18 protein-coding genes are annotated in these 18,892 nt (G+C 64.7%); 6 read left to right on the forward strand and 12 right to left on the reverse strand.

The features are described 5' to 3' along the window. Window positions 1-119 precede the first annotated feature (119 nt). Window positions 120-1,007 (forward strand): LysR substrate-binding domain-containing protein, encoded by an 888-nt coding sequence (locus tag AAE027_RS00385; protein WP_370985477.1) that lies wholly within the window; start codon window positions 120-122, stop codon window positions 1,005-1,007. A gap of 70 nt (window positions 1,008-1,077) precedes the next feature. Here the strand turns inward: AAE027_RS00385 and AAE027_RS00390 are convergent, their stop codons facing one another. The 4 genes from AAE027_RS00390 to AAE027_RS00405 all read right to left on the reverse strand — a co-directional run bounded on the left by AAE027_RS00390 (window position 1,078) and on the right by AAE027_RS00405 (window position 3,660). Continuing rightward, on the reverse strand, window positions 1,078-1,962 hold the full coding sequence (locus AAE027_RS00390) for a DUF1259 domain-containing protein (RefSeq protein WP_370985270.1): 885 nt from the start codon (window positions 1,960-1,962) through the stop codon (window positions 1,078-1,080). Window positions 1,963-2,009: 47 nt separating this feature from the next. Beyond that, window positions 2,010-2,243 carry a hypothetical protein gene (locus AAE027_RS00395; RefSeq protein ID WP_370985269.1) on the reverse strand — a complete coding sequence of 78 codons (234 nt, stop codon included), beginning with the start codon at window positions 2,241-2,243 and terminating at the stop codon, window positions 2,010-2,012. Window positions 2,244-2,694: 451 nt separating this feature from the next. Next, the gene (locus AAE027_RS00400) at window positions 2,695-3,456 is read right to left on the reverse strand and encodes a hypothetical protein (protein ID WP_370985267.1); all 762 of its coding nucleotides are present in this window, start codon (window positions 3,454-3,456) and stop codon (window positions 2,695-2,697) included. A 15-nt stretch (window positions 3,457-3,471) separates the two neighbouring features. Then, window positions 3,472-3,660, reverse strand: a complete 189-nt coding sequence (locus AAE027_RS00405) for a hypothetical protein (RefSeq protein ID WP_370985266.1) — start codon at window positions 3,658-3,660, stop codon at window positions 3,472-3,474. Window positions 3,661-3,914: 254 nt separating this feature from the next. On the opposite strand from AAE027_RS00405, the gene AAE027_RS00410 reads away from it, so the two are divergent. Further along, on the forward strand, window positions 3,915-4,892 hold the full coding sequence (locus tag AAE027_RS00410; RefSeq protein ID WP_370985264.1) for a DUF2336 domain-containing protein: 978 nt from the start codon (window positions 3,915-3,917) through the stop codon (window positions 4,890-4,892). Between the two features lie 176 nt (window positions 4,893-5,068). On the opposite strand, the gene AAE027_RS00415 is transcribed toward AAE027_RS00410, so the two are convergent. The 3 genes from AAE027_RS00415 to AAE027_RS00425 are packed head-to-tail and all read right to left on the reverse strand — an operon-like array spanning window position 5,069 to window position 8,030. Further along, window positions 5,069-5,413, reverse strand: a complete 345-nt coding sequence (locus tag AAE027_RS00415) for a DUF1491 family protein (protein WP_091890887.1) — start codon at window positions 5,411-5,413, stop codon at window positions 5,069-5,071. 57 nt (window positions 5,414-5,470) lie between these two features. Next, entirely contained in the window at window positions 5,471-6,172 is a 702-nt protein-coding gene (locus AAE027_RS00420; RefSeq protein ID WP_370985263.1) for a peptidoglycan-binding domain-containing protein, read from the reverse strand. Further along, window positions 6,165-8,030, reverse strand: coding sequence for a PAS domain-containing sensor histidine kinase (locus tag AAE027_RS00425; protein WP_370985262.1), 1,866 nt, complete (start codon window positions 8,028-8,030; stop codon window positions 6,165-6,167). The genes AAE027_RS00420 and AAE027_RS00425 overlap by 8 nt, the downstream gene beginning before the upstream one ends. 408 nt (window positions 8,031-8,438) lie before the next feature. Here AAE027_RS00425 and AAE027_RS00430 point away from each other — a divergent pair, with 408 nt between their 5' ends. Together AAE027_RS00430 and AAE027_RS00435 are read left to right on the forward strand one after the other, a co-directional pair. Next, window positions 8,439-8,882 carry a DUF5330 domain-containing protein gene (locus AAE027_RS00430; protein ID WP_370985261.1) on the forward strand — a complete coding sequence of 148 codons (444 nt, stop codon included), beginning with the start codon at window positions 8,439-8,441 and terminating at the stop codon, window positions 8,880-8,882. A 66-nt stretch (window positions 8,883-8,948) separates the two neighbouring features. Continuing rightward, on the forward strand, window positions 8,949-9,377 hold the full coding sequence (locus AAE027_RS00435) for a SufE family protein (RefSeq protein ID WP_091890882.1): 429 nt from the start codon (window positions 8,949-8,951) through the stop codon (window positions 9,375-9,377). A 3-nt stretch (window positions 9,378-9,380) separates the two neighbouring features. Here the strand turns inward: AAE027_RS00435 and AAE027_RS00440 are convergent, their stop codons facing one another. After that, entirely contained in the window at window positions 9,381-9,797 is a 417-nt protein-coding gene (locus AAE027_RS00440; protein ID WP_091890880.1) for a Ros/MucR family transcriptional regulator, read from the reverse strand. Between the two features lie 148 nt (window positions 9,798-9,945). Continuing rightward, entirely contained in the window at window positions 9,946-10,821 is an 876-nt protein-coding gene (locus tag AAE027_RS00445; protein ID WP_370985260.1) for a DUF308 domain-containing protein, read from the reverse strand. 312 nt (window positions 10,822-11,133) lie between these two features. On the opposite strand from AAE027_RS00445, the gene AAE027_RS00450 reads away from it, so the two are divergent. After that, entirely contained in the window at window positions 11,134-12,783 is a 1,650-nt protein-coding gene (locus AAE027_RS00450; protein WP_370985259.1) for a glycosyltransferase family 39 protein, read from the forward strand. 199 nt (window positions 12,784-12,982) lie between these two features. Continuing rightward, window positions 12,983-13,762 (forward strand): class II aldolase/adducin family protein, encoded by a 780-nt coding sequence (locus AAE027_RS00455; protein WP_128934961.1) that lies wholly within the window; start codon window positions 12,983-12,985, stop codon window positions 13,760-13,762. A gap of 367 nt (window positions 13,763-14,129) precedes the next feature. Here the strand turns inward: AAE027_RS00455 and AAE027_RS00460 are convergent, their stop codons facing one another. From AAE027_RS00460 to AAE027_RS00470, 3 genes are all read right to left on the reverse strand, one after another. Then, window positions 14,130-15,524 carry a M20/M25/M40 family metallo-hydrolase gene (locus tag AAE027_RS00460; RefSeq protein WP_370985258.1) on the reverse strand — a complete coding sequence of 465 codons (1,395 nt, stop codon included), beginning with the start codon at window positions 15,522-15,524 and terminating at the stop codon, window positions 14,130-14,132. Window positions 15,525-15,564: 40 nt separating this feature from the next. Continuing rightward, the gene (locus tag AAE027_RS00465; protein ID WP_370985257.1) at window positions 15,565-16,893 is read right to left on the reverse strand and encodes a glycosyltransferase family 87 protein; all 1,329 of its coding nucleotides are present in this window, start codon (window positions 16,891-16,893) and stop codon (window positions 15,565-15,567) included. 140 nt (window positions 16,894-17,033) lie between these two features. Continuing rightward, on the reverse strand, window positions 17,034-18,656 hold the full coding sequence (locus AAE027_RS00470; RefSeq protein ID WP_370985256.1) for a helicase HerA-like domain-containing protein: 1,623 nt from the start codon (window positions 18,654-18,656) through the stop codon (window positions 17,034-17,036). Window positions 18,657-18,892: the final 236 nt, after the last annotated feature.

The raw sequence follows: 18,892 nt of genomic DNA on the forward strand, positions 1-18,892 counted from the left end.
TGGCTGTTGCGGGCACCCGACGGTGCCGCCGTTCTTGACCCGTTTGACTATGCGGCAGCGCGTCTTCGGACAAACGCGCTGTTGTCTTGCATGGGTGAATTTGGTTCACTTGTCGGATGCTGCTGTCCAGTATCCCGATATCGTCCATCCGCGCCTTCGAGGCGGCCGCCCGCACCGGCTCGTTCCGGGACGCGGCGAACGAGCTGCATCTCACTCCGAGCGCGGTCAGCCACGCCATTCGCAAGCTCGAAAGCGCAATGAGCACCGTCCTGTTCGAGCGCAGCGCCCGGGCGGTGCGGCTGACGCCGGCGGGCGAGAACCTGATGCGTCATGCCGGCGCCGCTTTCGACAATCTGCGCCGGGGTATCGAGGAGGTCGCAGGCCGCGGCCCGCAATTGCTGCGGGTGCATTGCGCACCGAGCTTCGCCGCCCAGTGGCTCGCCCCGCGGCTCGCCCGCTTCATGGCCGCCGAGCCCAAGCTCGAGGTCCGGCTCGCCGCCAACACGGAATATGCGAGGTTCAGCAGCGACGATTTCGACATCGACATCGTCTACGGCCAGCCCAGGGCCGAAGGAGTCGAGATCATTCCGCTGGGCGAAGAGACCGTGACGCCGCTCTGCACGCCCGAGCTCGCGAAGAAAATCCGCAAGCCGAAGGACCTGCTCGACCAGGTGTTGATCCGCTCGGACGTCAAGCAGGTGCAGTGGCATCAATGGTTCACGGCCAACGGCCTCGAAGCGCCGGCCATCCACGGCATGCGCTTCGATCGCAGCTTCCTGGCGATCGCGATGGCGTCAAGCGGACTTGGCGTGACGCTGGAATCAACGCGGCTCGCCGAACGCGAGATTGCGACCAAGCTGTTGGTGGCGCCACTTGCCAGACGTTCCACCGACATTCGCTATGTCGGCCATCATCTGGTCTTCCCCCGCGCAGGCCAGCAGCGTCGGGCGATCCGCGCCTTTACCGAGTGGATCACACGCGAGCTTACGGCCGGCCGCTCGGCTTGAGCGCGTAGGCGCGGTCGCGATGGCGGCAGTCGTCACGCCGGCGAGCGATAATCACCAGCTCGGCTCCGCGTCAGCTTTTCGTGCTGGCGGTCTTGTCCAGCGCCGCCCGCAAGCCCTCAGCAAGCTTGACGGCATCGTCGTTTGCCCAGAAATGCATGAAGAAGAGCCGTGGCTGCTCGTCCAGCATGTGACTATGCAGCGCCGTCACCTCGATGCCGTGCGTCCGCAGCGCCACGATGACCGGGTTCACCTCGTCGCTGGTGAGGACGAAGTCACCGGTGATGGCCGCCTTGCCGCCGCCGGTCGGCTGGAAGTTGATGGCTATCGCGACGCCCATCGGGCCGACGGGGGTCAGCAGCATGCCGTCTTCCGTGACGGGGTCGCGCCGCTTGACGTTGAACTGGTAGACGCCGCCATTGCCCTGCCCTTTGACGCCGATGATCTGGTCGAGCTTCGCCGTGTCGAGGTCGATGGCAGGCGGGTTGCCCGCCGCCGCGACCGTCAGAGGAGTTTTGCTTTCGGCGAGGGCATCGTGGATTGCCGAGGCCAGCTTGACGGGATCGCCATGTCCGGCGACGTGCATGTAGAACGTCGCCGGGCTCGCGCGCAGGAGATGATTGTGCACGGCGGTGATCTCGATACCGCTCGCGATCATCTTCGCCATCACAGGATTGATCTCGGTCTCGAGGAGCACAAGGTCACCCATGACCATGGCGCCGCCATGCGCAGGCTTGAACGCGAGCCAGCCGCCAAGCGCGAGCGCCGGCTTGATCGTGACTCCGTCCAAAGTCACGGTGAGATCGGTACGAGGGAAGCCGTAACGATGGACATCGTCCGCAACACTGGGCTTGCGGCCCAGCGTCTCGTCGACCTTCTTCCAGTCAACATCCTGCGCATGAGCGCTCGCGATGAAGCAGGCACCGACGCCGATCAGCGCCGAAATCGTCTTTCGCATTGATCTACTCCTTGAGCTTGGTTTCAGGCTCTCGCACCCCCAAGGGTTCACTTCTGTTCCTTGATCTGTCCGCTACTGTCCACGACGAGCCGCACGTCCTTGCCATTCTTCACGGCCTTTGCGGTCGTGCCTTCTGCAGTCGACTTGATGTCGCTGACCTGCGAATAGCCAGCGGCCTGGAGTTTGGCGACGAACTCCTCCTGTGTCAGCGCATGTGCGCTCGAGAGCCCGCCTGCAGTCGCCAGAAGCAGGACTGCGTGAAAGATCGCTGGTGTACGCATGATCGTTCTCCCGGTGGTATTCCCCGCCCCAGGTGAAGCCCGCTCAGTGACATCGTCTCCGGACAAAGGCCACGACGCGCAACAGGGTACCAGCACGCGATGCCCTCGCCTATCGCGCGTCGGCGCGGCGCGCCGATCAGTCGGGACAATTTGTGGGATGGCCTGGAGGTTGAAGATGGTTCGGAGGTTGAAAATGACATGCTGCGTCCCTGGTGAAGATCAGGACGCGATTCTTCGGCATGTCGCCTCGCGGGGGGATCGCACACCCCCGTCACCGCAAATAGAAACCGTGATGGCAGAGCTGTCAATCCGAGCTTTACCCTCAAATCGCCACCGCGCGTCACGAAGAGTTCAACGTCGAACGGAACCGCCAACCACCAGATCGAAACGACCGGAGGATCTCACATACATTGCCCGCGTTGAGGCGTGTCATTCGAGCGGGCTTGCGCGCTCAGCCCTTCGAGACGACCGCGCGACCGTAAGGAGGCTGCGCTGCGACCGGCGGGTTGGCGGTCTGGGCGGCGAGTTCGCCGATCAGGCGGTCGGCGTCGGCGGCCATGCCGTCGGGGGCCTGGATCACCAGCCGCTCCAGCGCCCAGCGGTAGGACGAGACGCGCTGCTCCAGGCACTGCTGCACCCACTGCACGATCAGCGAGTTCTCCTGCATCCGCGCGACCGCGTCGTCCCTCTCTCTTGGCGAGAGCGCGGAGACGCGCGCAATGCTGGCATCGCGCTTCCTGTCGAGATCGATGACGCGGATTGCGCTGGCGAAGAACGGCTCGAACCGGGTGATGTCGTTGCGCACGTCCTCGATCAGCTGCGCATAGCGCGAGGAATGCGAGCGGTGCGGCTCGTCGATCAGCGTGCGTCCGTACATGGTGCGGTCGAACACGATCTTCTGCCGCCAGGGCGAGGGCAGCGGCTTGTAGTCGCCGAACACGCTCTTCCAGGCCGGGCGCGACAACGGCGGCTCGATCATGGGATAGGCGAGATCGCGAAGCTGGCGCTCCTCGTCGGTGAGCTGGAATTGCGAGGGCTTCAGGCCAACGCTGGAGGTGACCTCCGCCCCTAGCCAGCGATGCATGTCGTCACTGCGCATGTCGGCGCGGGTGCGGCCGAAATCACCGCCGCTACAGGCGCCGAGCGCAGCGCCAAGCAGCGTGAGCATGACGGCCGATGCGAAAGGCCGGATCTGGCGGATGGTGTCCGGCATTGCAAAAGCCGGACGTTAGCGGCGGCGACGACGGCGCCCCGGCGCTGTGCCCTGCTCCGGCCCGCGATCGCCGCTGGTTTCGTCCGCCTCGCGCTCGATACGGATCACCGGGAGGATCAGAACCGTTCCCGTTTCCGTGCGCGGTGTGGCATCTCCCGACGAGCCTGCCCGGCGAGCGGCCGGAAATTCGATGATCGTCCCCATATCCAGCTCTCTATCAATTGCCGTGCGACCAAACGCTTCATGCAACATGCATTCATTAAGATCAGTTATGGTTAACGGGATGTAAACGTCATTTCCGGACCGTAACCGCACGGAGCGTGCCGCGCCGTCCCGTTGCGGCACGACAACGCCTTAAATTGCCGGGCCGGCTTCACGCCTCATTTTCCTTAACGAGGCTTTAAAAGAACCTGCGATAGGCTCGCGACAAGAATCTCTCCCGAGTTGCGTACGCCTCCATGACCAAGTCGCTGTTTCCCGGATTCGACGGGCTGATGACCCTCTCCCGTCGCGAAGGCGTCGACATCCGCCCGACGCTGCTGCGCGTGCTGACCGATCTCTATGTCCAGACGCGCGTCCACAGCGACGACGAACAGCGGCAGTTCGTCGAGCTCGCCACACGATTGATCGACCAGGTCGACGATGCGACGCGCGCGGCCGTCAAGGCGCGGCTTGCGATCTATCCGACGACGCCCGTCCCGATCCTCCAGAAGCTCGGACTGGTCGCCGCCCAGGAAGGCCGCAGGGTTCCGCTGGCGCGAGAGATTCCCACCTCGCCGCCGGCACACGCCCCGGCCCGCACGCCCACCGAGGCCGAGCAGCGGCTGGCCTCGAACATGGCGATGCAGCCGAAGGATGCCGCCGAGATCCACGACATGTTCTTCCGCGCCGGCGCCTCCGAGCGCGCGCTGATCCTGCACAATCTGGCGCAGACGCCGCTCAAGGCCGCACCGCGGATTCCGACCGTGCGCGCCAAGCGCGCGATCCAGATCCTGGAGATGGCGGCGATCGCGGGCGACATCGAGAACTTCACCTTCGAGCTCGGCGACAGCCTGATCCTGCCCTCGCGCGTCGCCGCCCAGATCGTCGACGATGCCGGCGGCGAGGCGCTCGCGGTCGCCGCGCGCGCGCTCGACATGCCGAGTCCGGTGTTCCAGCGCATCCTCTTGTTCTTCAAGCCGGAGATCGGGACCTCCGTGAACGACGTGTACCGGCTGTCGCGGCTCTATGACCGCCTCGGCGAGCACTCCGCGCTGGTGATGCTGGCGGCCTGGCGCGGCTCGACGCTCGCGGTCACCCGCGCAAAGTACCAGTCCGCGCTACATGACGGCGAACGCCAGCGCGCACGTGCCGGTGCGAGCCAGACCCGGCCGGGCGTGCACCCGGGCACGAGCCCGACATTGCGCAGGGGCACCGGCGGATCGTCGGATCGCTAGAAGATTTAGATTGGTTTGTCGCTGAGAAGGCGGTGCGCTCCCTCTCCCGCTTGCGGGAGAGGGTCGGGGTGATGGAGAGAGCCCCCACCCGGCGCTTCGCGCCGACCTCCCCCGCAAGCGGGAGAGGTTAAGAGCCTGCGGCCTGATCGTGGCAAACAACGGCTATCGCGCCCGCATCACGCCCGCGCCAGCTCGAGAAAATGCCGGCCCGCGCGGTCCTCGGTCTCGACGATCCAGGCGTCCGGATCGAAGCGGATTTCCTTGGTCAGCCGTTCCTCGATGGTGTGCTCCGGCAGAGGCTGCGGCGCGACCGGCACGAAGAAGCGATCGACGGGGCGGCCGTCGTCATAGACCGTCTGCGGCGCCGGCGTATACAGCATCGCATTGCCGTCGAGCAGCGAGACCTTCACGAACACCGCGCCCGCCTCCTCGGCGCCGCGGCGGCGCACCGCGCCGAACACGCCCTCGGTCTGACAGCGGCGCAAATAGGCCGCCACCCATATGTTGGATTTCAAACGCATGAGTCGAACGATAGGCCAGTGCTGCAATCAGCACCAGCCTCCGTGCAAGCGCCCAAACTATTCGACGGGATGGCCGATCGCGGCCGCGAGCTCGCGCAGCAGGCGGTCTGAGACCTGGCCGGTGACCTGCATCTTGTGCTCGCGCTCGAATTTCTGGATCGCGGACTGGGTCTCGCCGCTCATCGTGCCCGTGATCTTCAAATTCCCGTAGCCATATTCGGACAGCGCGCGCTGCACGCCAGCGATACGTCGCGCGGCCGGGCTCTGCACCGGGATCGGCGCCGGCGGACGCAGGGCCGAGGGCGGCGTCGAGGTCGTCGCCTTGACCAGATTGGTCATCGGATCGTTCGAACGCGTCGAGGCGGTCGCCTCGACGGGCCTTTCGGGTGGCTTCTCGGCGGCGCGCTCGGCAGGTTTGGGCTCGGTGCGAAACTCCGTCGCGCGCGGCTCGAGCGGCGACGTCTCGGCGCCGACGGGACGCGGACGCGGCAAGGGGTTCGCCAGCGGCATGGACGACGGCGCGGGTAGATTGATCACCGTGCCGAACATCGGCGCGGGATGCCGGCCGGTCTGCAGGAACAGCGCATTGGCAACGATCGCACCGATCGCAGCGACGGCGACGAGGCCGGCCAGCGTATCCTTGGGGCTGTGCAGCAGCACGCGCATGACGAGGTTGCGCTCGGTCTCGACGTCGATGACCGCGGCCTTGGCACCACGACGGCGCGGAGCGGCTTCGCCCTTTGCAGACTTCTTAGGCACTTTTCTTCACCAGCGCAGGTTGGTCGTGAGATTCTTCGTGAAGTTGGTCGTGAGATTGATTGTGAGATTCCTGGCGCAGCACCGGCGTCAGCGTCGCGATCTTGCTCTCCGCCGGCTTGGCCTGCGGCGGCGTGTAGACGAGCGGCAGCTTGACGGTGACGGCGGTGCCCTCGCCTAACCTGCTTTGTACCGTCAATTCGCCGAGATGCAACGCTATGAGGCTCTTCACGATCGAAAGTCCGAGGCCGGTGCCTTCGTGACGGCGCTGATAGGTCTTGCCGGCCTGGAAGAACGGCGCGCCGATGCGCTTGAGATCGTCGGGCGCGATGCCGACGCCAGTGTCGCTGATGCGCAGCGCAAGCTGCGAACCCGACACCGCCGCCGTCACGATGACCTGACCGCCGCGCTCGGTGAACTTGATCGCATTGGCGACGAGGTTGAGCACGATCTGCTTGAAGGCTCTGGGATCGCCGGTCATGACAGGCAGATCCTGCGGCGCATCGGTGATGAGGTCGATGCCGTTCTCCCGCGCCTTCAGCGCCAGCAAATTGCAGCAATGCATCAGCGAGGCGCGCGGCGCGAACGGCTCCGAGGCAATCTCGAAATTGCCCGATTCCATCTTGGACATGTCCAGGATGCCGTTGACGACCGACAGCAGATGCTGGCCGGAATCGTTGATGAGCTGGGCATATTCCTTGCGCTGGGCCGCTCCCAGCATCAAGGTCTGCTCCTGCGCGATCATCTCGGAGAAGCCGATGATGGCATTGAGCGGCGTGCGCAGTTCGTGGCTCATGGTGGCGAGGAAGCGCGTCTTGGCGGCGTCGGCCGCTTCGGCGGCGCTGCGGGCCTGATCGAGCGCCTGCTCGGCAAGCTTGCGGTCGGTGACGTCGCGCATCACGGCGACGACTTCGGCCTCGCCCGTGACGTCACGAGCCCTGTCCTGGTCGAGCGGGCGGCAACGCATCTCGACCCAGATGAAGTCGATCTGGCCGCGCTCGGAGCCGGCAGGTTCCCGCCGCAGCCGGAACTCGACGCTGCACACGTCGCCGCGCGCCGCATCCGATAAAGCCGTGAGATAGGCCGGGCGATCGGCGACGTGCACGCGGTCGAACAGGCCGTGGCCAAGCAGTTGCGTGACGGGCATGCCGAGCATGGTCTCCGCCGCCGGCGAGATGAACTGCACCGCGCCGTTGCGCTGATGCCGCGAGATGACGTCGCTCATGTTGCGCGCGAGCAGGCGGTAGCGCTCTTCCTCGCGCGACAGCAGCGCAACGCTGGTGCGCGCCAGCGATTCCGCGCCGAAGGCGAGGCCCGCGGCGTAGAGCGTCGCCGAGGCGACGCCGAGCGCCATCAGCACGCCGCGTTCTGTGGCGCTCGGCAGGTCGATCGGCAGCCAGCCGAGCTGGCTGACGAGGATCAGGATCCCGGCACAGGACAGCGCGAGCAGCGAGGCGAAGGCCGCGACGCGGCGCGAGGCCGACAGCGCGGCTTCGAGCGGAACTACGACCAGCCAGATCGCGGCGAAGGATTCGATGCCGCCGGTGGTGGCCGCCACCGCCATGATCAGGCCGGCAAGCGCCAGCGACGACAGCACATGCGCGCCTTCATAGCGGCCGGTGCGCGACAGGAACCAGGACAACAGGATCGGCGCGATCAGCCAGGCGAACGCGGCCACCTCGATCGCGCTCGGCGCGCCGCGCAGGACGAGATAGATCGGGAATGCGGCGAAGGCGGCCAGGCTGCCAAGCAGCCGCGGCGCCATGAAGGCACGATGGCGCGCTCGCGTCAGCGCATCGTAACGCGCGGAGGGATGCAGCAGCGCATCGAGACAATCGCGGATGATACTCAAAACGGTCACGGGTCTCGCGCTTCGGCTCAATCGTCTTTAGAAGACGCGCCGGAACGCCTCCTTATCGTTGAGCCACCGTGTCAGAGCGACCTTAAACGAGTGCTAAGGCGGCGCGGCGTGCGGCCGGACACCGCGTCATCGCGGAGCTTTTTAGACGATTTGGCGACGTCTTCGCTGCGGATGGTGAATACGGAGTTTCACACTCCTCGGCATGGTTTCGAATTGGTGGATGCAGGGGGCCAGCAGAATCACGGGCGCGGGCGTCAATCGAAAATTTACGAGACCATCGATCCCGAAGATTTTTGCGTAAATTTTCCGCGAATTAAGCTCAAGGCAATCACTTGCGATTTATCGAGGGTTGCTAGGTCCGACATCCGCGGAGATCGCCGCGGCGGGATCGAACGTACAGGTCGCAAGATGCGCTTTCTGATCCGCATCACATTCTGGCTCGGGCTGGTGCTGGTGCTGCTGCCGCGGGACAAGACGCCCGAATCGGAGAAGCTGCCGCAGATCGGCGCCGCCGATGCGGTGCAGGCTGCGACCGCAGCCGTCTCCGACGTGACCCAGTTCTGCAAGCGCCAGCCGACGGCCTGCGAGGTCGGCGGACAGGCCGCGACCATCATCGGCCAGCGCGCCCAGGACGGCGCGCGCAAGATCTACCAGATCATCAACGACAAGAAGGAGCAGATCACCAACGAGAAGAACGACAAGAACGACAAGACGGACAAGAAGGCGCCCGATCATACCGGCTCGATCGCGCTGGCCGGCGAAGGCGATGCCGTTGCGAGCGAGGCGCCGCGCGACACCCTGACCCAGGACGACCTCGCGCTGGAATGGCGCGGACCTGCGGTCGCAAATTAGCCCCAAACCCTATCGATTTCACGGCTTCGCGTCCCTATATTGGCCTGAAAGGGAACATGGGCCAGCATGACGACGATCGACGAAATCAGGGACAATTTCGAACTTCTCGACGAGTGGGACGACCGCTACCGGTACGTCATTGAGCTCGGCCGCACCCTGGAACCCATGCCGCAGGCAGAGCATTCTGCCGCGAACAAGGTGCAAGGCTGCGTCAGCCAGGTCTGGCTCCAGAAGCTGGTCGAGCGCGGCAATGGCGCGCCGATCCTGAAGTATCGCGGCGACAGTGATGCGCATATCGTGCGCGGGCTGGTTGCGATCGTGTTCGCGCTCTATTCCGGCCGCACGCCGCAGGAGATCCTCGACACCGACGCGATCGCCGTGTTCAACGAGTTCGGCTTTCGCGATCATCTGACGCCGCAGCGTTCCAATGGCCTGCGCTCGATGGTCGAGCGCATCAAGACCGACGCCAAAGAGGCGCTCGCGGAAGCGTCCTGAGAGCTACTTCCGCTTCCGCTGCTGCTGTCCGAGGCCCATCTGCTTCGCCAGCTGCGAGCGCGCCACCGCGTAGTTCGGCGCGACCATGGGATAGTCGGCCGGCAAGCCCCATTTCTCGCGATATTGCTCCGGCGTCATGTTGTACTGGGTGCGCAGGTGGCGCTTCAGCGACTTGAAGCGCTTGCCGTCTTCCAGGCACACCAGATAGTCCGGCGCGATCGACTTCTTCAGCGAGACCGCCGGCTTGGCCGGCTCGAGCGGCGCGGTCTCGGTACGACCCGACGAGACCCGCAGCAGCGCGCCATGCACCTGGCTGATCAGGTTCGGAATCTCCGCCGACGGCGTCGGATTGTTGCTGAGATAGGCCGACACGATGCTCGCCGTCAGCTCGATGAAATTCTTGTTCCCCGCATCCGACATGCGCCCGCCCTTTCTCCGCCATCCTTCTCACGGGATTGACGACGCCAGAGTATTCCCTGTCAACAATACGTTCGGCGGAACCACGACAACTGTCGAGGAAGAGCTGATTACTGGCGAACGGCAGCGCTTTACTTTCTGCGCGGCGGCCTCAGCCCCGCTGGTCGAGATGTGCGCGGAGCTCGTCGATCGAGGCAAAGCGCATCATGCCCTCCGGCATCTGTGCTTCGATCGAACCGTCGGAATAGAGCGAATAGGCCATGCCATCGACGACGCCGGACTTGAGCACGGTGACGGGCGCCTGATCGGCCGCAGCCGCCGGCTCAGGTGCAGGCGGTGGTTCAGCTGCAGGCGGCGGCGGAGCGGCGTCCGCAAAGGTCGAGGGCGAGCGCGGCGGAGGCCGGCGCGAGGTGACCGGCGGCTCCGGCGGGCGCATGCGCTCCGGCTTCGGCCAGGCGTCCTCGAAACTGGCAGGCGGAACATCCGGGGCGGCGGGCGCTGCTGGTTCCTCATGAGGCGGCGACGGGCCCTCGGTGGCCTTCGCCTCCGCGCGCTCACGCTCCTTGCGCGAGGTCGAGGCGAACAACAGGTTGCGGCGGCGCGGCGCCTCCGGAGCCGCAGGAGGCGTTGGTGCTTCCGGCGCCTCGACGCGCGGACGTTCGCGCGCGGCGGCTTCGCTCTGCCACGGCGGAGGGGCCGCGGCTGGTGGTGGCGCCGGTTCGATCTTCGCAGGCTGGGCAAGCGCCGGCTCGGGCGCAGGCGCGCCAGGCATCGTCAGACCCGGCAGCACGGGCCTGACCCGAACCTCCGATGCGGCTGCTCCGGTGGCCAGCCGGCGGGCGATGCCCTTCAGCTCGAGCAGCAGGAGATGCAGGCCGACCAGTAACATTCCGGTGCAGACGCCGATAGTTCCCGAGATTATGAGGGTGCTGCCGACACTGAATTCCCTGACTGTGTAACCAAACAGGATCGCAAGGAAGCCCGCCAGAACGGCGAAAATCCCCACGATCAACATTGCCAAGGTCATCGAACTCACCCCCGGCCGCGCACCCACACGCGACACTCGTCAAACCACGATACCGTCATACGGTGTTCCACGCCAACGGCCAATTGTGGGCAACTGTTCCTAAAGGGAAAGAAATCAGGGACTTATTCACATTCCCTTCAGCTGCGGCTCGCTACTGCTACAGTGCTCCAAGTTTCTGGTTTTGCTGCGTCGCATCAGGAATTTAGCCATAATGCCCAATTACTTGGTAATGGAACTGCGCTATAGGGATTCCGGGGAGCAGGCCCGCGCGCACCAGCAGGGCCGAGAGGGGATTCCGGGTCACCAATAGCCATGACATCCATCACGACTTCGGCGATCGACACGCCTCTGCGGCGCTCGGTCGAACGGACTTGCGACGATCTCGCCATGCTGGTGCTGGCTGCGGTCGCCGTCATTGCAGGATTGACCTTCCGCGACTACGGGCTCGGCTGGGACGATTACACCCACGCTGAATATGCCGACCTGTTGCTGCGCATGTTCGGTTCCGGCTTCAGGGACACGGCGGCGCTCTCCTTCGCCAATCTCTACATGTATGGCGGCGGCTTCGACATGGTCGCCGCTCTCCTGCACAAGATCATTCCGCTCGAACTGTTCGAGACGCGACGTCTGGTCGGCGCCATCGTCGGTGTGATCGGGCTTGCGGTGACGTGGCGGCTCGGCCGCCGCATCGGCGGCCCCCTTGCCGGTCTTGCGGCACTCTTGCTGCTCGCGCTGTGCCCGATCTTCTACGGCCACATGTTCATGAACCCGAAGGATGCGCCCTTCGCGGTGGCTATGATCATCCTGATGCTGGGCCTCGTCCGCCTCGCGGAGGAATATCCGCAGCCGTCGCCACGCACGGTTCTGATCGTCGGATTAGGTGCCGGACTTTCGCTGGGCTGCCGCGTTCTCGGCGGTCTCGCACTGGTCTACGCCGTGCTCGGCTTCCTGCCGCTGTTCCTGGAGGAGCTGCGCAGCGAGGGCCCGCGCGAGTCGATCCGCCGCTTCGTCCATGTCGTCTACGTGCTGCTGCCCGGCCTCGTGCTCGGCTACCTCGTGATGGGGCTGATCTGGCCGTGGTCGATCATGCAGCCCGGCAATCCCTTTGAGGCGCTGACCTACTTCTCGCACTTCTTCGAGAAGCCCTGGAAGGAGATGTTCGACGGCGCGATCGTGTCCGTGCCCGACATGCCCTGGTCCTATCTGCCGACGCTGTTCGCGCTGCAGCTGCCCGAGGTGATGCTGGTGTTGATGGCCGGCGCCGTGATCGGCACCTTCGCATTGCTGCCGCGCCGCGAGGTTCCCGCGCGTCGCAAGACCATCCTCTTGATGCTGACGCTGGCCGCGACCCTGCCGCTCGCGATCGCAATGGTGAAGCGGCCGGCGCTGTACAATGGCATCCGCCATTTCGTCTTCGTGATCCCGCCGATGGCGGTGCTCGGCGGCGTCGCGTTTGCCTGGGCCATGGAGCGCCTGCGCGCCAATCACCGCACCTGGCAGCCGGTCGTGCTCGCCACCTTCTGCTTCGGCCTTGCGCTGTCGCTCGCCGAGATGATCCGGCTGCATCCCTATCAATACACCCATTTCAACCACATCGCCGGCACTGTGCGCGGCGCCGACGACCGCTTCATGCTGGACTATTGGGGCCTCGCGCTGAAGCAGGCTTCTGATGAGCTCCGCGAGCAGTTGATCGAGCGCCAGGAAGTGCCGCCGGTCAATCGCAAATGGAAGGTCGCGGTGTGCGGTCCGCAGCGTCCGGCCCAGGTCGCGCTCGGACCGGACTTCACCATCGGCTGGGATTCCAATGCGGCCGATTTCGCGATGACGCTGGGCGAGTTCTACTGCAAGGGCCTCAGCGCGCCCGTCATGGTCGAGATCAAGCGCGACGACGTGGTGTTCGCCCGCGTCTACGACATCCGCGGCCGCAGCATTTCCAGCCTGCTGTCGATCCCGGCGCCGTAATCATTTTCTCTCGACCGTAGCCCGGATGGAGCGCAAGCGAAATCCGGGATCAGGCGTCCCGCATTGCGCTTCCGCCTTCGAGCTACGGCGGAAGCTCCATGCAGGCTACGCGCGACAGCCACGCTCCTTGCGCCTTGCCGTCAACCCGGCCCAAGACTACGCTCCCTCCCCGCAACAACGATGTTCGGAGAGATCAGCCATGTCGCCAGCGGAAGCGCGCCTGAAGGAAGTGCCGTCGAACATGACGGAGGCCGAGTGGCAGCAACGGGTCAATCTCGCCGCCTGCTATCGCCTGGTCGCGCTGTACGGCTGGGACGATCTGGTCGACACCCACATCTCCGCGCGCGTGCCCGGCCCCGACCATCACTTCCTCATCAATCCCTACGGGCTGATGTTCGACGAGATCACGGCGTCGAGCCTCGTCAAGGTCGATTTGCACGGCAATCAGCTCTCCGAGAGCGAATACAGCATCAACCCGGCCGGCTTCACCATCCATTCGGCGATCCACGAGGTGCGCGAGGACGCGATCTGCGTGCTGCATCTCCACACGCTCGACGGCACCGCTGTGTCGAGCAGCGCCGAAGGCCTGTTACCGCTGAACCAGACCGCCCAGCTCGTCACCCATGACCTTGCCTATCACGACTATGAAGGCATCGCGCTCGACCACGACGAGCGGCCGCGGCTCCAGAAGGACCTCGGCGACCACAACCACATGCTCCTGCGCAACCATGGCACGCTGACGGTCGGCCGCTCGGTCGCCTCCGCCTTCGAGCGCATGTATCACCTCGAGCGCGCCTGCTCGATGCAGGTGCGCACGCGCGCGCTGGGCACGCCGGTCTATCCGGTCGACCACGTCGCGATCGACAAGAACACCGAGTTGCTGTCGAACCGCGACCGCGCCGAGCTGCGCGCCACCAACCTTGTGTGGCCGCCACTGCTGCGCAAGCTCGACCGCGAGCTTCCCGGCTACCGCTCTTGAGATTTTCGAGGTTTCGTGTAGGGTAGCGATCAACGAACCTCTACGCCTTTTGGAATGAAACGCCGCTCAATTCCGGGCGGCGTTTTTATTTGGGGGCGGCGGCCTCCGCCGTCATTGCGAGGAGCTCGCGACAAAATTGCGTAGCAATTTTGCGCTGATGCGACGAAGCAATCCAGGCTATTTCCGCGGAGGGATTCTGGATTGCTTCCGCCTTCGCTAAAGCTTCGGCCGACAAGTCGCTTCGCTCGCAATGACGAGGATAGGTCTCGTAGGGTGGGCAAAGGCGCATAGCGCCGTGCCCACCATCTCGCAGCTCGCCTCGGAAGTGGTGGGCACGCTGCGCTTTGCCCACCGTACGACACCGCCTTTATTTCACCTCGGCCAGCGCGGCGAGGATGCGGGCCCAGGAGCGGATGCCCTTCTGGAAGCTGCGCAAGTCGTACTTCTCGTTCGGCGAATGGATGTTGTCGTCGTCGAGGCCGAAGCCGACCAGCAGCGAGTCGAGGCCGAGCGTGCGCTTGAAGTCTGCGACGATCGGGATCGAGGCGCCCGAGCCCATCAGCACGGTCTCCTTGCCCCATTCCTCGGTCAGCGCCTTGCTGGCGGCGGCAAGCGGCTTCATGTTCCAGTCGAGCGCGACCGCAGGCGCGGCGGAATGGTCACCGAACTCGACCTTGCAGTCGCCGGGAATGCGCGCCGTCACATAGTCGCGGAAAGCCTTGCGGATCTTTGCGGGATCCTGCCCCTCGACCAGACGGAACGAGACTTTGGCCGACGCATGCGACGGGATCACCGTCTTGGAGCCCTCGCCGATATAGCCGCCCCAGATGCCGTTGACGTCGCAGGTCGGACGCGAGGAGGCCTGCTCGATCAGCAACCGGCCCTTCTCGCCCGCCGGGATCGACAGGCCGATCGGCTTCAAAAACATCTCCGGCGTGAGATTGAGCTTCTTCCACTGCTCGAGGATATCGGGCGGCAGGTCCTTCACCCCGTCATAGAAGCCGGGGATGGTGATGCGGTTGTCGTCATCGAACAGGCCACCGAGAATTTTCGTCAGCACCCGGATCGGGTTCATCGCGCTGCCGCCGAACACGCCGGAATGCAGATCGCGATTGGCGGCGGTGATCTTCAGCTCCTCATAGAGCAGGCCGCGCAACGACGTCGTGATCGCAGGCGTGTTGCGGTCCCACATGCCGGTGTCGCAGACCAGCACGTAATCCGCCCTAAACTCGTCCTTGTTGGCCTCGATGAAGGGCACGAAATTCTTCGAGCCAACCTCCTCCTCGCCTTCGATCAGAAAGGTGATGTCGATCGGCAGCGAGCCCGTCACCTTCTTCCAGGCGCGGCAGGCCTCGACGAAGGTCATGACCTGGCCCTTGTCGTCCTCGGCACCGCGCGCGACGATGATCTTGCGGCCATCGGCATGGTCGGTGACGACAGGCTCGAACGGCGGACGGTGCCAGAGATCGAGCGGATCGACCGGCTGTACGTCGTAATGGCCGTAGAACAGCACGTGCGGTCGTCCGCCTGCCCCGGTCTTGCCGACGATGGCGGGATGGCCGGCGGTCGGCCTCACTTCAGTGGCAACACCGAGGCTCGCGATGTCCTTGGCGAGATGCTCGGCCGCCGCCTTGCAATCGGCGGCGAAGGCCGGATCCGCGGAGATCGACTTGATCCGCAACAACGAGAACAGGCGCTCCAGGCTGTTGTCGAAATCCTTGTCGATGTGGTCGAGCACGGATTGAAGCTGCGCATTGGCCATGGTCGTGATCCTGACTTTCGAGTCTCAAGAAATCGGGGGCTCAAGGTGTCTGCGCTTTTAGCGCCGGCGCGGCCTCGGGGCCAGTCGCAACCGGCGGGTGCCGGATGTGCCATGCGAGGCTGCCGGCAAGGATGGCGGTCGCAACGAGATTATTGCCCCAGGCCTGGATGACATTGGGAAACCACGGTAGCGACAGCAGCATGAGGATGCCGGCTGCGGCCAAAGCGAGCCAGGTTCCCAGCCGCACATTCGCCCGCGCGTCGAAGGCAGCCCGATGCATCAGCACCGTCATCGGGAAGAACAACCACATGAAATAGTATTGTCGCGCCAGAGGCGAGGCAATCGTCATCAGGCAGAACAGGATGCCGAGCTCCTCGGCATCGGAGCGCGCCGTGCGCTGCGCTTGCCGAGGCATGATCGCGACGAAGCCGAGCCCGAGCAGTGCCGACAGCGCGAGCACGATCCAGTTCGCCGTCCGGTAGTCGACGTCGATGACGTTCATCGTACGCGGCGGCTTGTTGGGATCTTCCAGATTGTAATTGATCGGCCGGACCAGGCGATGCGTGACGACAATGAGGGACTGGTTGACCCACGACCAGTTCTGCTCGCCGCGCTGGCCAAAGCCTTTTTCCGAGCTGCTCCCGACCATGGCCTGGTACCAGGTCGCAAGTTCGGCCGCGTTGCGCTCGAAGCCGCGGATCGGCGCCGGCACGACGTAGAGAAGAATGCCGATGAAGGCGACGGTCGCGACCACGGCCTCCCACTTCCGCCGCCAGACGAGATAAGGCAGCACCGCGATCGGAAACACCTTGATGGCGGTCGCGAGCGCGAACATGAAGCCGGCAAGCCAGTGGTGCTGATGCCGCAAGCTCCAGAAGCCGTAGAGCATCATCGCGAGCAGGACGAGGTTCGGCTGGCCGAGGTCGAACATGTCGAACACGAAGGTGACGGTGACGAAGGCGGGCAGCGCTTCCAGCCACGGACCGGCCCTGCGGTCCGATCCGGCCAACACCTGGGAGAACGTCCCGGTGCACCACCACGCCACCGCATTCAGGATCGACAGGACGACATAGAGCAGGATCTTGCCGAACCAGCTCGGGAGCGCCAGCAGGACCGCCGGCAGCGGTGGATAGATGAACTCGAAATAGTCGCTGATGTCACCGGGATAGAGCGGCCGCCCCTGCAAGACCTGCTGCCCGGCCCAGTACCACAGCCCGTAATCCTTGGTCTTGCCGTGGCCGAAGATCTCGGGAATGAGCACGTCGGCAGTCAGGAGGAGGCAGCAGAACAGGAAAAGCAGGTCGAGCGGCGCACGCAACGACAGGCGTCTCGGCGCTTCGGGTTTGGCTAACGGGGCGGTGGAGATCACGGTGGGGTCCAGTCGGCGGCGGACTACCACGTAGCAGACGGACGCATGTTTGGAGAGTCCCTCACCGGAATTTGTGCCGGTGGTGATGGCCTCCCCGATGGCCGCTAAACCTTCCGCAGCGTCATGGCCGGACCTGCTGCCTACCGCCGCAGCAATCCGCCGAGCGCGCCGCGAACCAGGGTGCGGCCGATCGAGCCGCCGAGCTGGCCGGCGACCGACTTGCCGATATTTGCGGCCATCCCCCCGATCACCTGGTTAGTCACCGATCGCGTCACGTCGCGCGCAATGACCTGGCCGGTCGACAGCCGGCCACGCTTGACGTTGGTGCCGAAGATGGTGCCGACGATCGAGCCGATCTGGCCGAGGACGCCGCCACCGCTTCCGCCTGCCGAACCGTCGGCCGTTGCCGCCGTGCCGGCGAGGCGCTTCTGAAGGATCTCATAGGCGGACTCGGAATCGACGGCGGTGTCGTATTTACCCTTGACCGGGCTTGCCGCCATGATCGCCTTGCGCTCCTCCGGCGTGATCGGTCCGATCCGGGCCGATGGCGGCCGGATCATCACCCGCTCCACAATCGAAGGGGTGCCGTTGCCTTCGAGGAAGGATACCAGCGCCTCGCCCTTGCCGAGCTCCGTGATCACCTTGGCGGTGTCGAGCTTCGGGTTGGGCCGGAAGGTCTGGGCTGCGGCGGCGACCGCCTTCTGGTCGCGCGGCGTGAAGGCGCGCAGCGCATGCTGGACCCGGTTGCCCAGTTGCCCGAGCACGCGGTCGGGCACGTCGACCGGGTTCTGCGTCACGAAGTAGACGCCAACGCCCTTGGAGCGGATCAGACGCACCACCTGCTCGATCTTGTCCATCAGCGCTTTGGGCGCGTCGTTGAACAACAGATGCGCCTCGTCGAAGAAGAACACGAGCTTCGGCTTGGGCAAGTCGCCGGCCTCGGGCAGCTCCTCGAACAGCTCCGACAGCATCCACAACAGGAATGTCGCATAAAGCCTGGGGTTCTGGAGCAGCTTGTCGGCGACCAGGATGTTGACCATGCCGCGGCCGTCGCGGTCGGTCTTCATGAAGTCCTTCAGCGTCAGCGCCGGCTCGCCGAAGAATTTGGTGCCGCCCTGGTTCTCCAGCACCAGGAGCTGGCGCTGGATGGTGCCGACGGTCGCCTTGGTGACATTGCCGAAGCCCTGAGCGGCCTTGCGGATGACGGCGAACGGATCCTCCTCCGCGTCCGCTGCCTTCTTCCCGCTATCGGGCACGATGGCGTCGAGCAGCGCGCGAAGGTCCTTCATGTCGATCAAGGCAAGACCGTTGTCGTCGGCGACGCGGAAGGCGACGTTGAGCACGCCTTCCTGCACGTCGTTCAGATCGAGCATGCGCGCGAGCAGAAGCGGCCCCATTTCCGTGACGGTCGCCCGCACCGGGTGGCCCTGCTCGCCGAACACGTCCCAGAACACCGTCGAGAACTGGTCGGGCTGGAAGGTCAGCCCCATCTCGGTAGCGCGCTTGACGATGAAATCTTTGGCTTCGCCGACCTCGGAGATGCCGGAGAGGTCTCCCTTGATGTCTGCGGCGAAGACCGGAACACCGGCGCGCGCAAATCCTTCCGCCATCACTTGCAGCGAGACCGTCTTGCCGGTTCCGGTTGCACCGGTGACGAGGCCGTGGCGATTGGCGAGCGCCAGCGTCAGCCAGGCCTGCTCGTCTCCCTTGCCGACGAAAATCTTGGCGTCGGTGTCACCGAGCTTGCTGTCCTGTGCGGTCATAATTCTCACTGATCTCTGCAAGTTTCGCGTATCGAAACTCGAATGCATTAGTTCCGTAGTTTAACGCATGTTGTGCGTCGATTAAAACCATTCAACGCGTCCCAAACATGCGACATTGGCGGAAATATCAGCCGAAAGTCGGAATGGAGCGTTCGCACCGCGGTATTTTTTTGCTGATTCCATCTCCGCTCTTGCACCGCTGCAACACTGCTTACGCGTTCGAAGATGAATCGCGG

Source organism: Bradyrhizobium sp. DN3, assembly GCF_041357655.1.
Lineage (GTDB): Bacteria > Pseudomonadota > Alphaproteobacteria > Rhizobiales > Xanthobacteraceae > Bradyrhizobium.

Coding starts and splice junctions, on each gene's coding strand:
- AAE027_RS00390 (WP_370985270.1), bottom strand. CDS start 1,962: ATGCGAAAGACGATTTCGGCGCTGATCGGCGTCGGTGCCTGCTTCATC.
- AAE027_RS00395 (WP_370985269.1), bottom strand. CDS start 2,243: ATGCGTACACCAGCGATCTTTCACGCAGTCCTGCTTCTGGCGACTGCA.
- AAE027_RS00400 (WP_370985267.1), bottom strand. CDS start 3,456: ATGCCGGACACCATCCGCCAGATCCGGCCTTTCGCATCGGCCGTCATG.
- AAE027_RS00405 (WP_370985266.1), bottom strand. CDS start 3,660: ATGGGGACGATCATCGAATTTCCGGCCGCTCGCCGGGCAGGCTCGTCG.
- AAE027_RS00410 (WP_370985264.1), top strand. CDS start 3,915: ATGACCAAGTCGCTGTTTCCCGGATTCGACGGGCTGATGACCCTCTCC.
- AAE027_RS00415 (WP_091890887.1), bottom strand. CDS start 5,413: ATGCGTTTGAAATCCAACATATGGGTGGCGGCCTATTTGCGCCGCTGT.
- AAE027_RS00430 (WP_370985261.1), top strand. CDS start 8,439: ATGCGCTTTCTGATCCGCATCACATTCTGGCTCGGGCTGGTGCTGGTG.
- AAE027_RS00435 (WP_091890882.1), top strand. CDS start 8,949: ATGACGACGATCGACGAAATCAGGGACAATTTCGAACTTCTCGACGAG.
- AAE027_RS00440 (WP_091890880.1), bottom strand. CDS start 9,797: ATGTCGGATGCGGGGAACAAGAATTTCATCGAGCTGACGGCGAGCATC.
- AAE027_RS00445 (WP_370985260.1), bottom strand. CDS start 10,821: ATGACCTTGGCAATGTTGATCGTGGGGATTTTCGCCGTTCTGGCGGGC.
- AAE027_RS00450 (WP_370985259.1), top strand. CDS start 11,134: ATGACATCCATCACGACTTCGGCGATCGACACGCCTCTGCGGCGCTCG.
- AAE027_RS00455 (WP_128934961.1), top strand. CDS start 12,983: ATGTCGCCAGCGGAAGCGCGCCTGAAGGAAGTGCCGTCGAACATGACG.
- AAE027_RS00460 (WP_370985258.1), bottom strand. CDS start 15,524: ATGGCCAATGCGCAGCTTCAATCCGTGCTCGACCACATCGACAAGGAT.
- AAE027_RS00470 (WP_370985256.1), bottom strand. CDS start 18,656: ATGACCGCACAGGACAGCAAGCTCGGTGACACCGACGCCAAGATTTTC.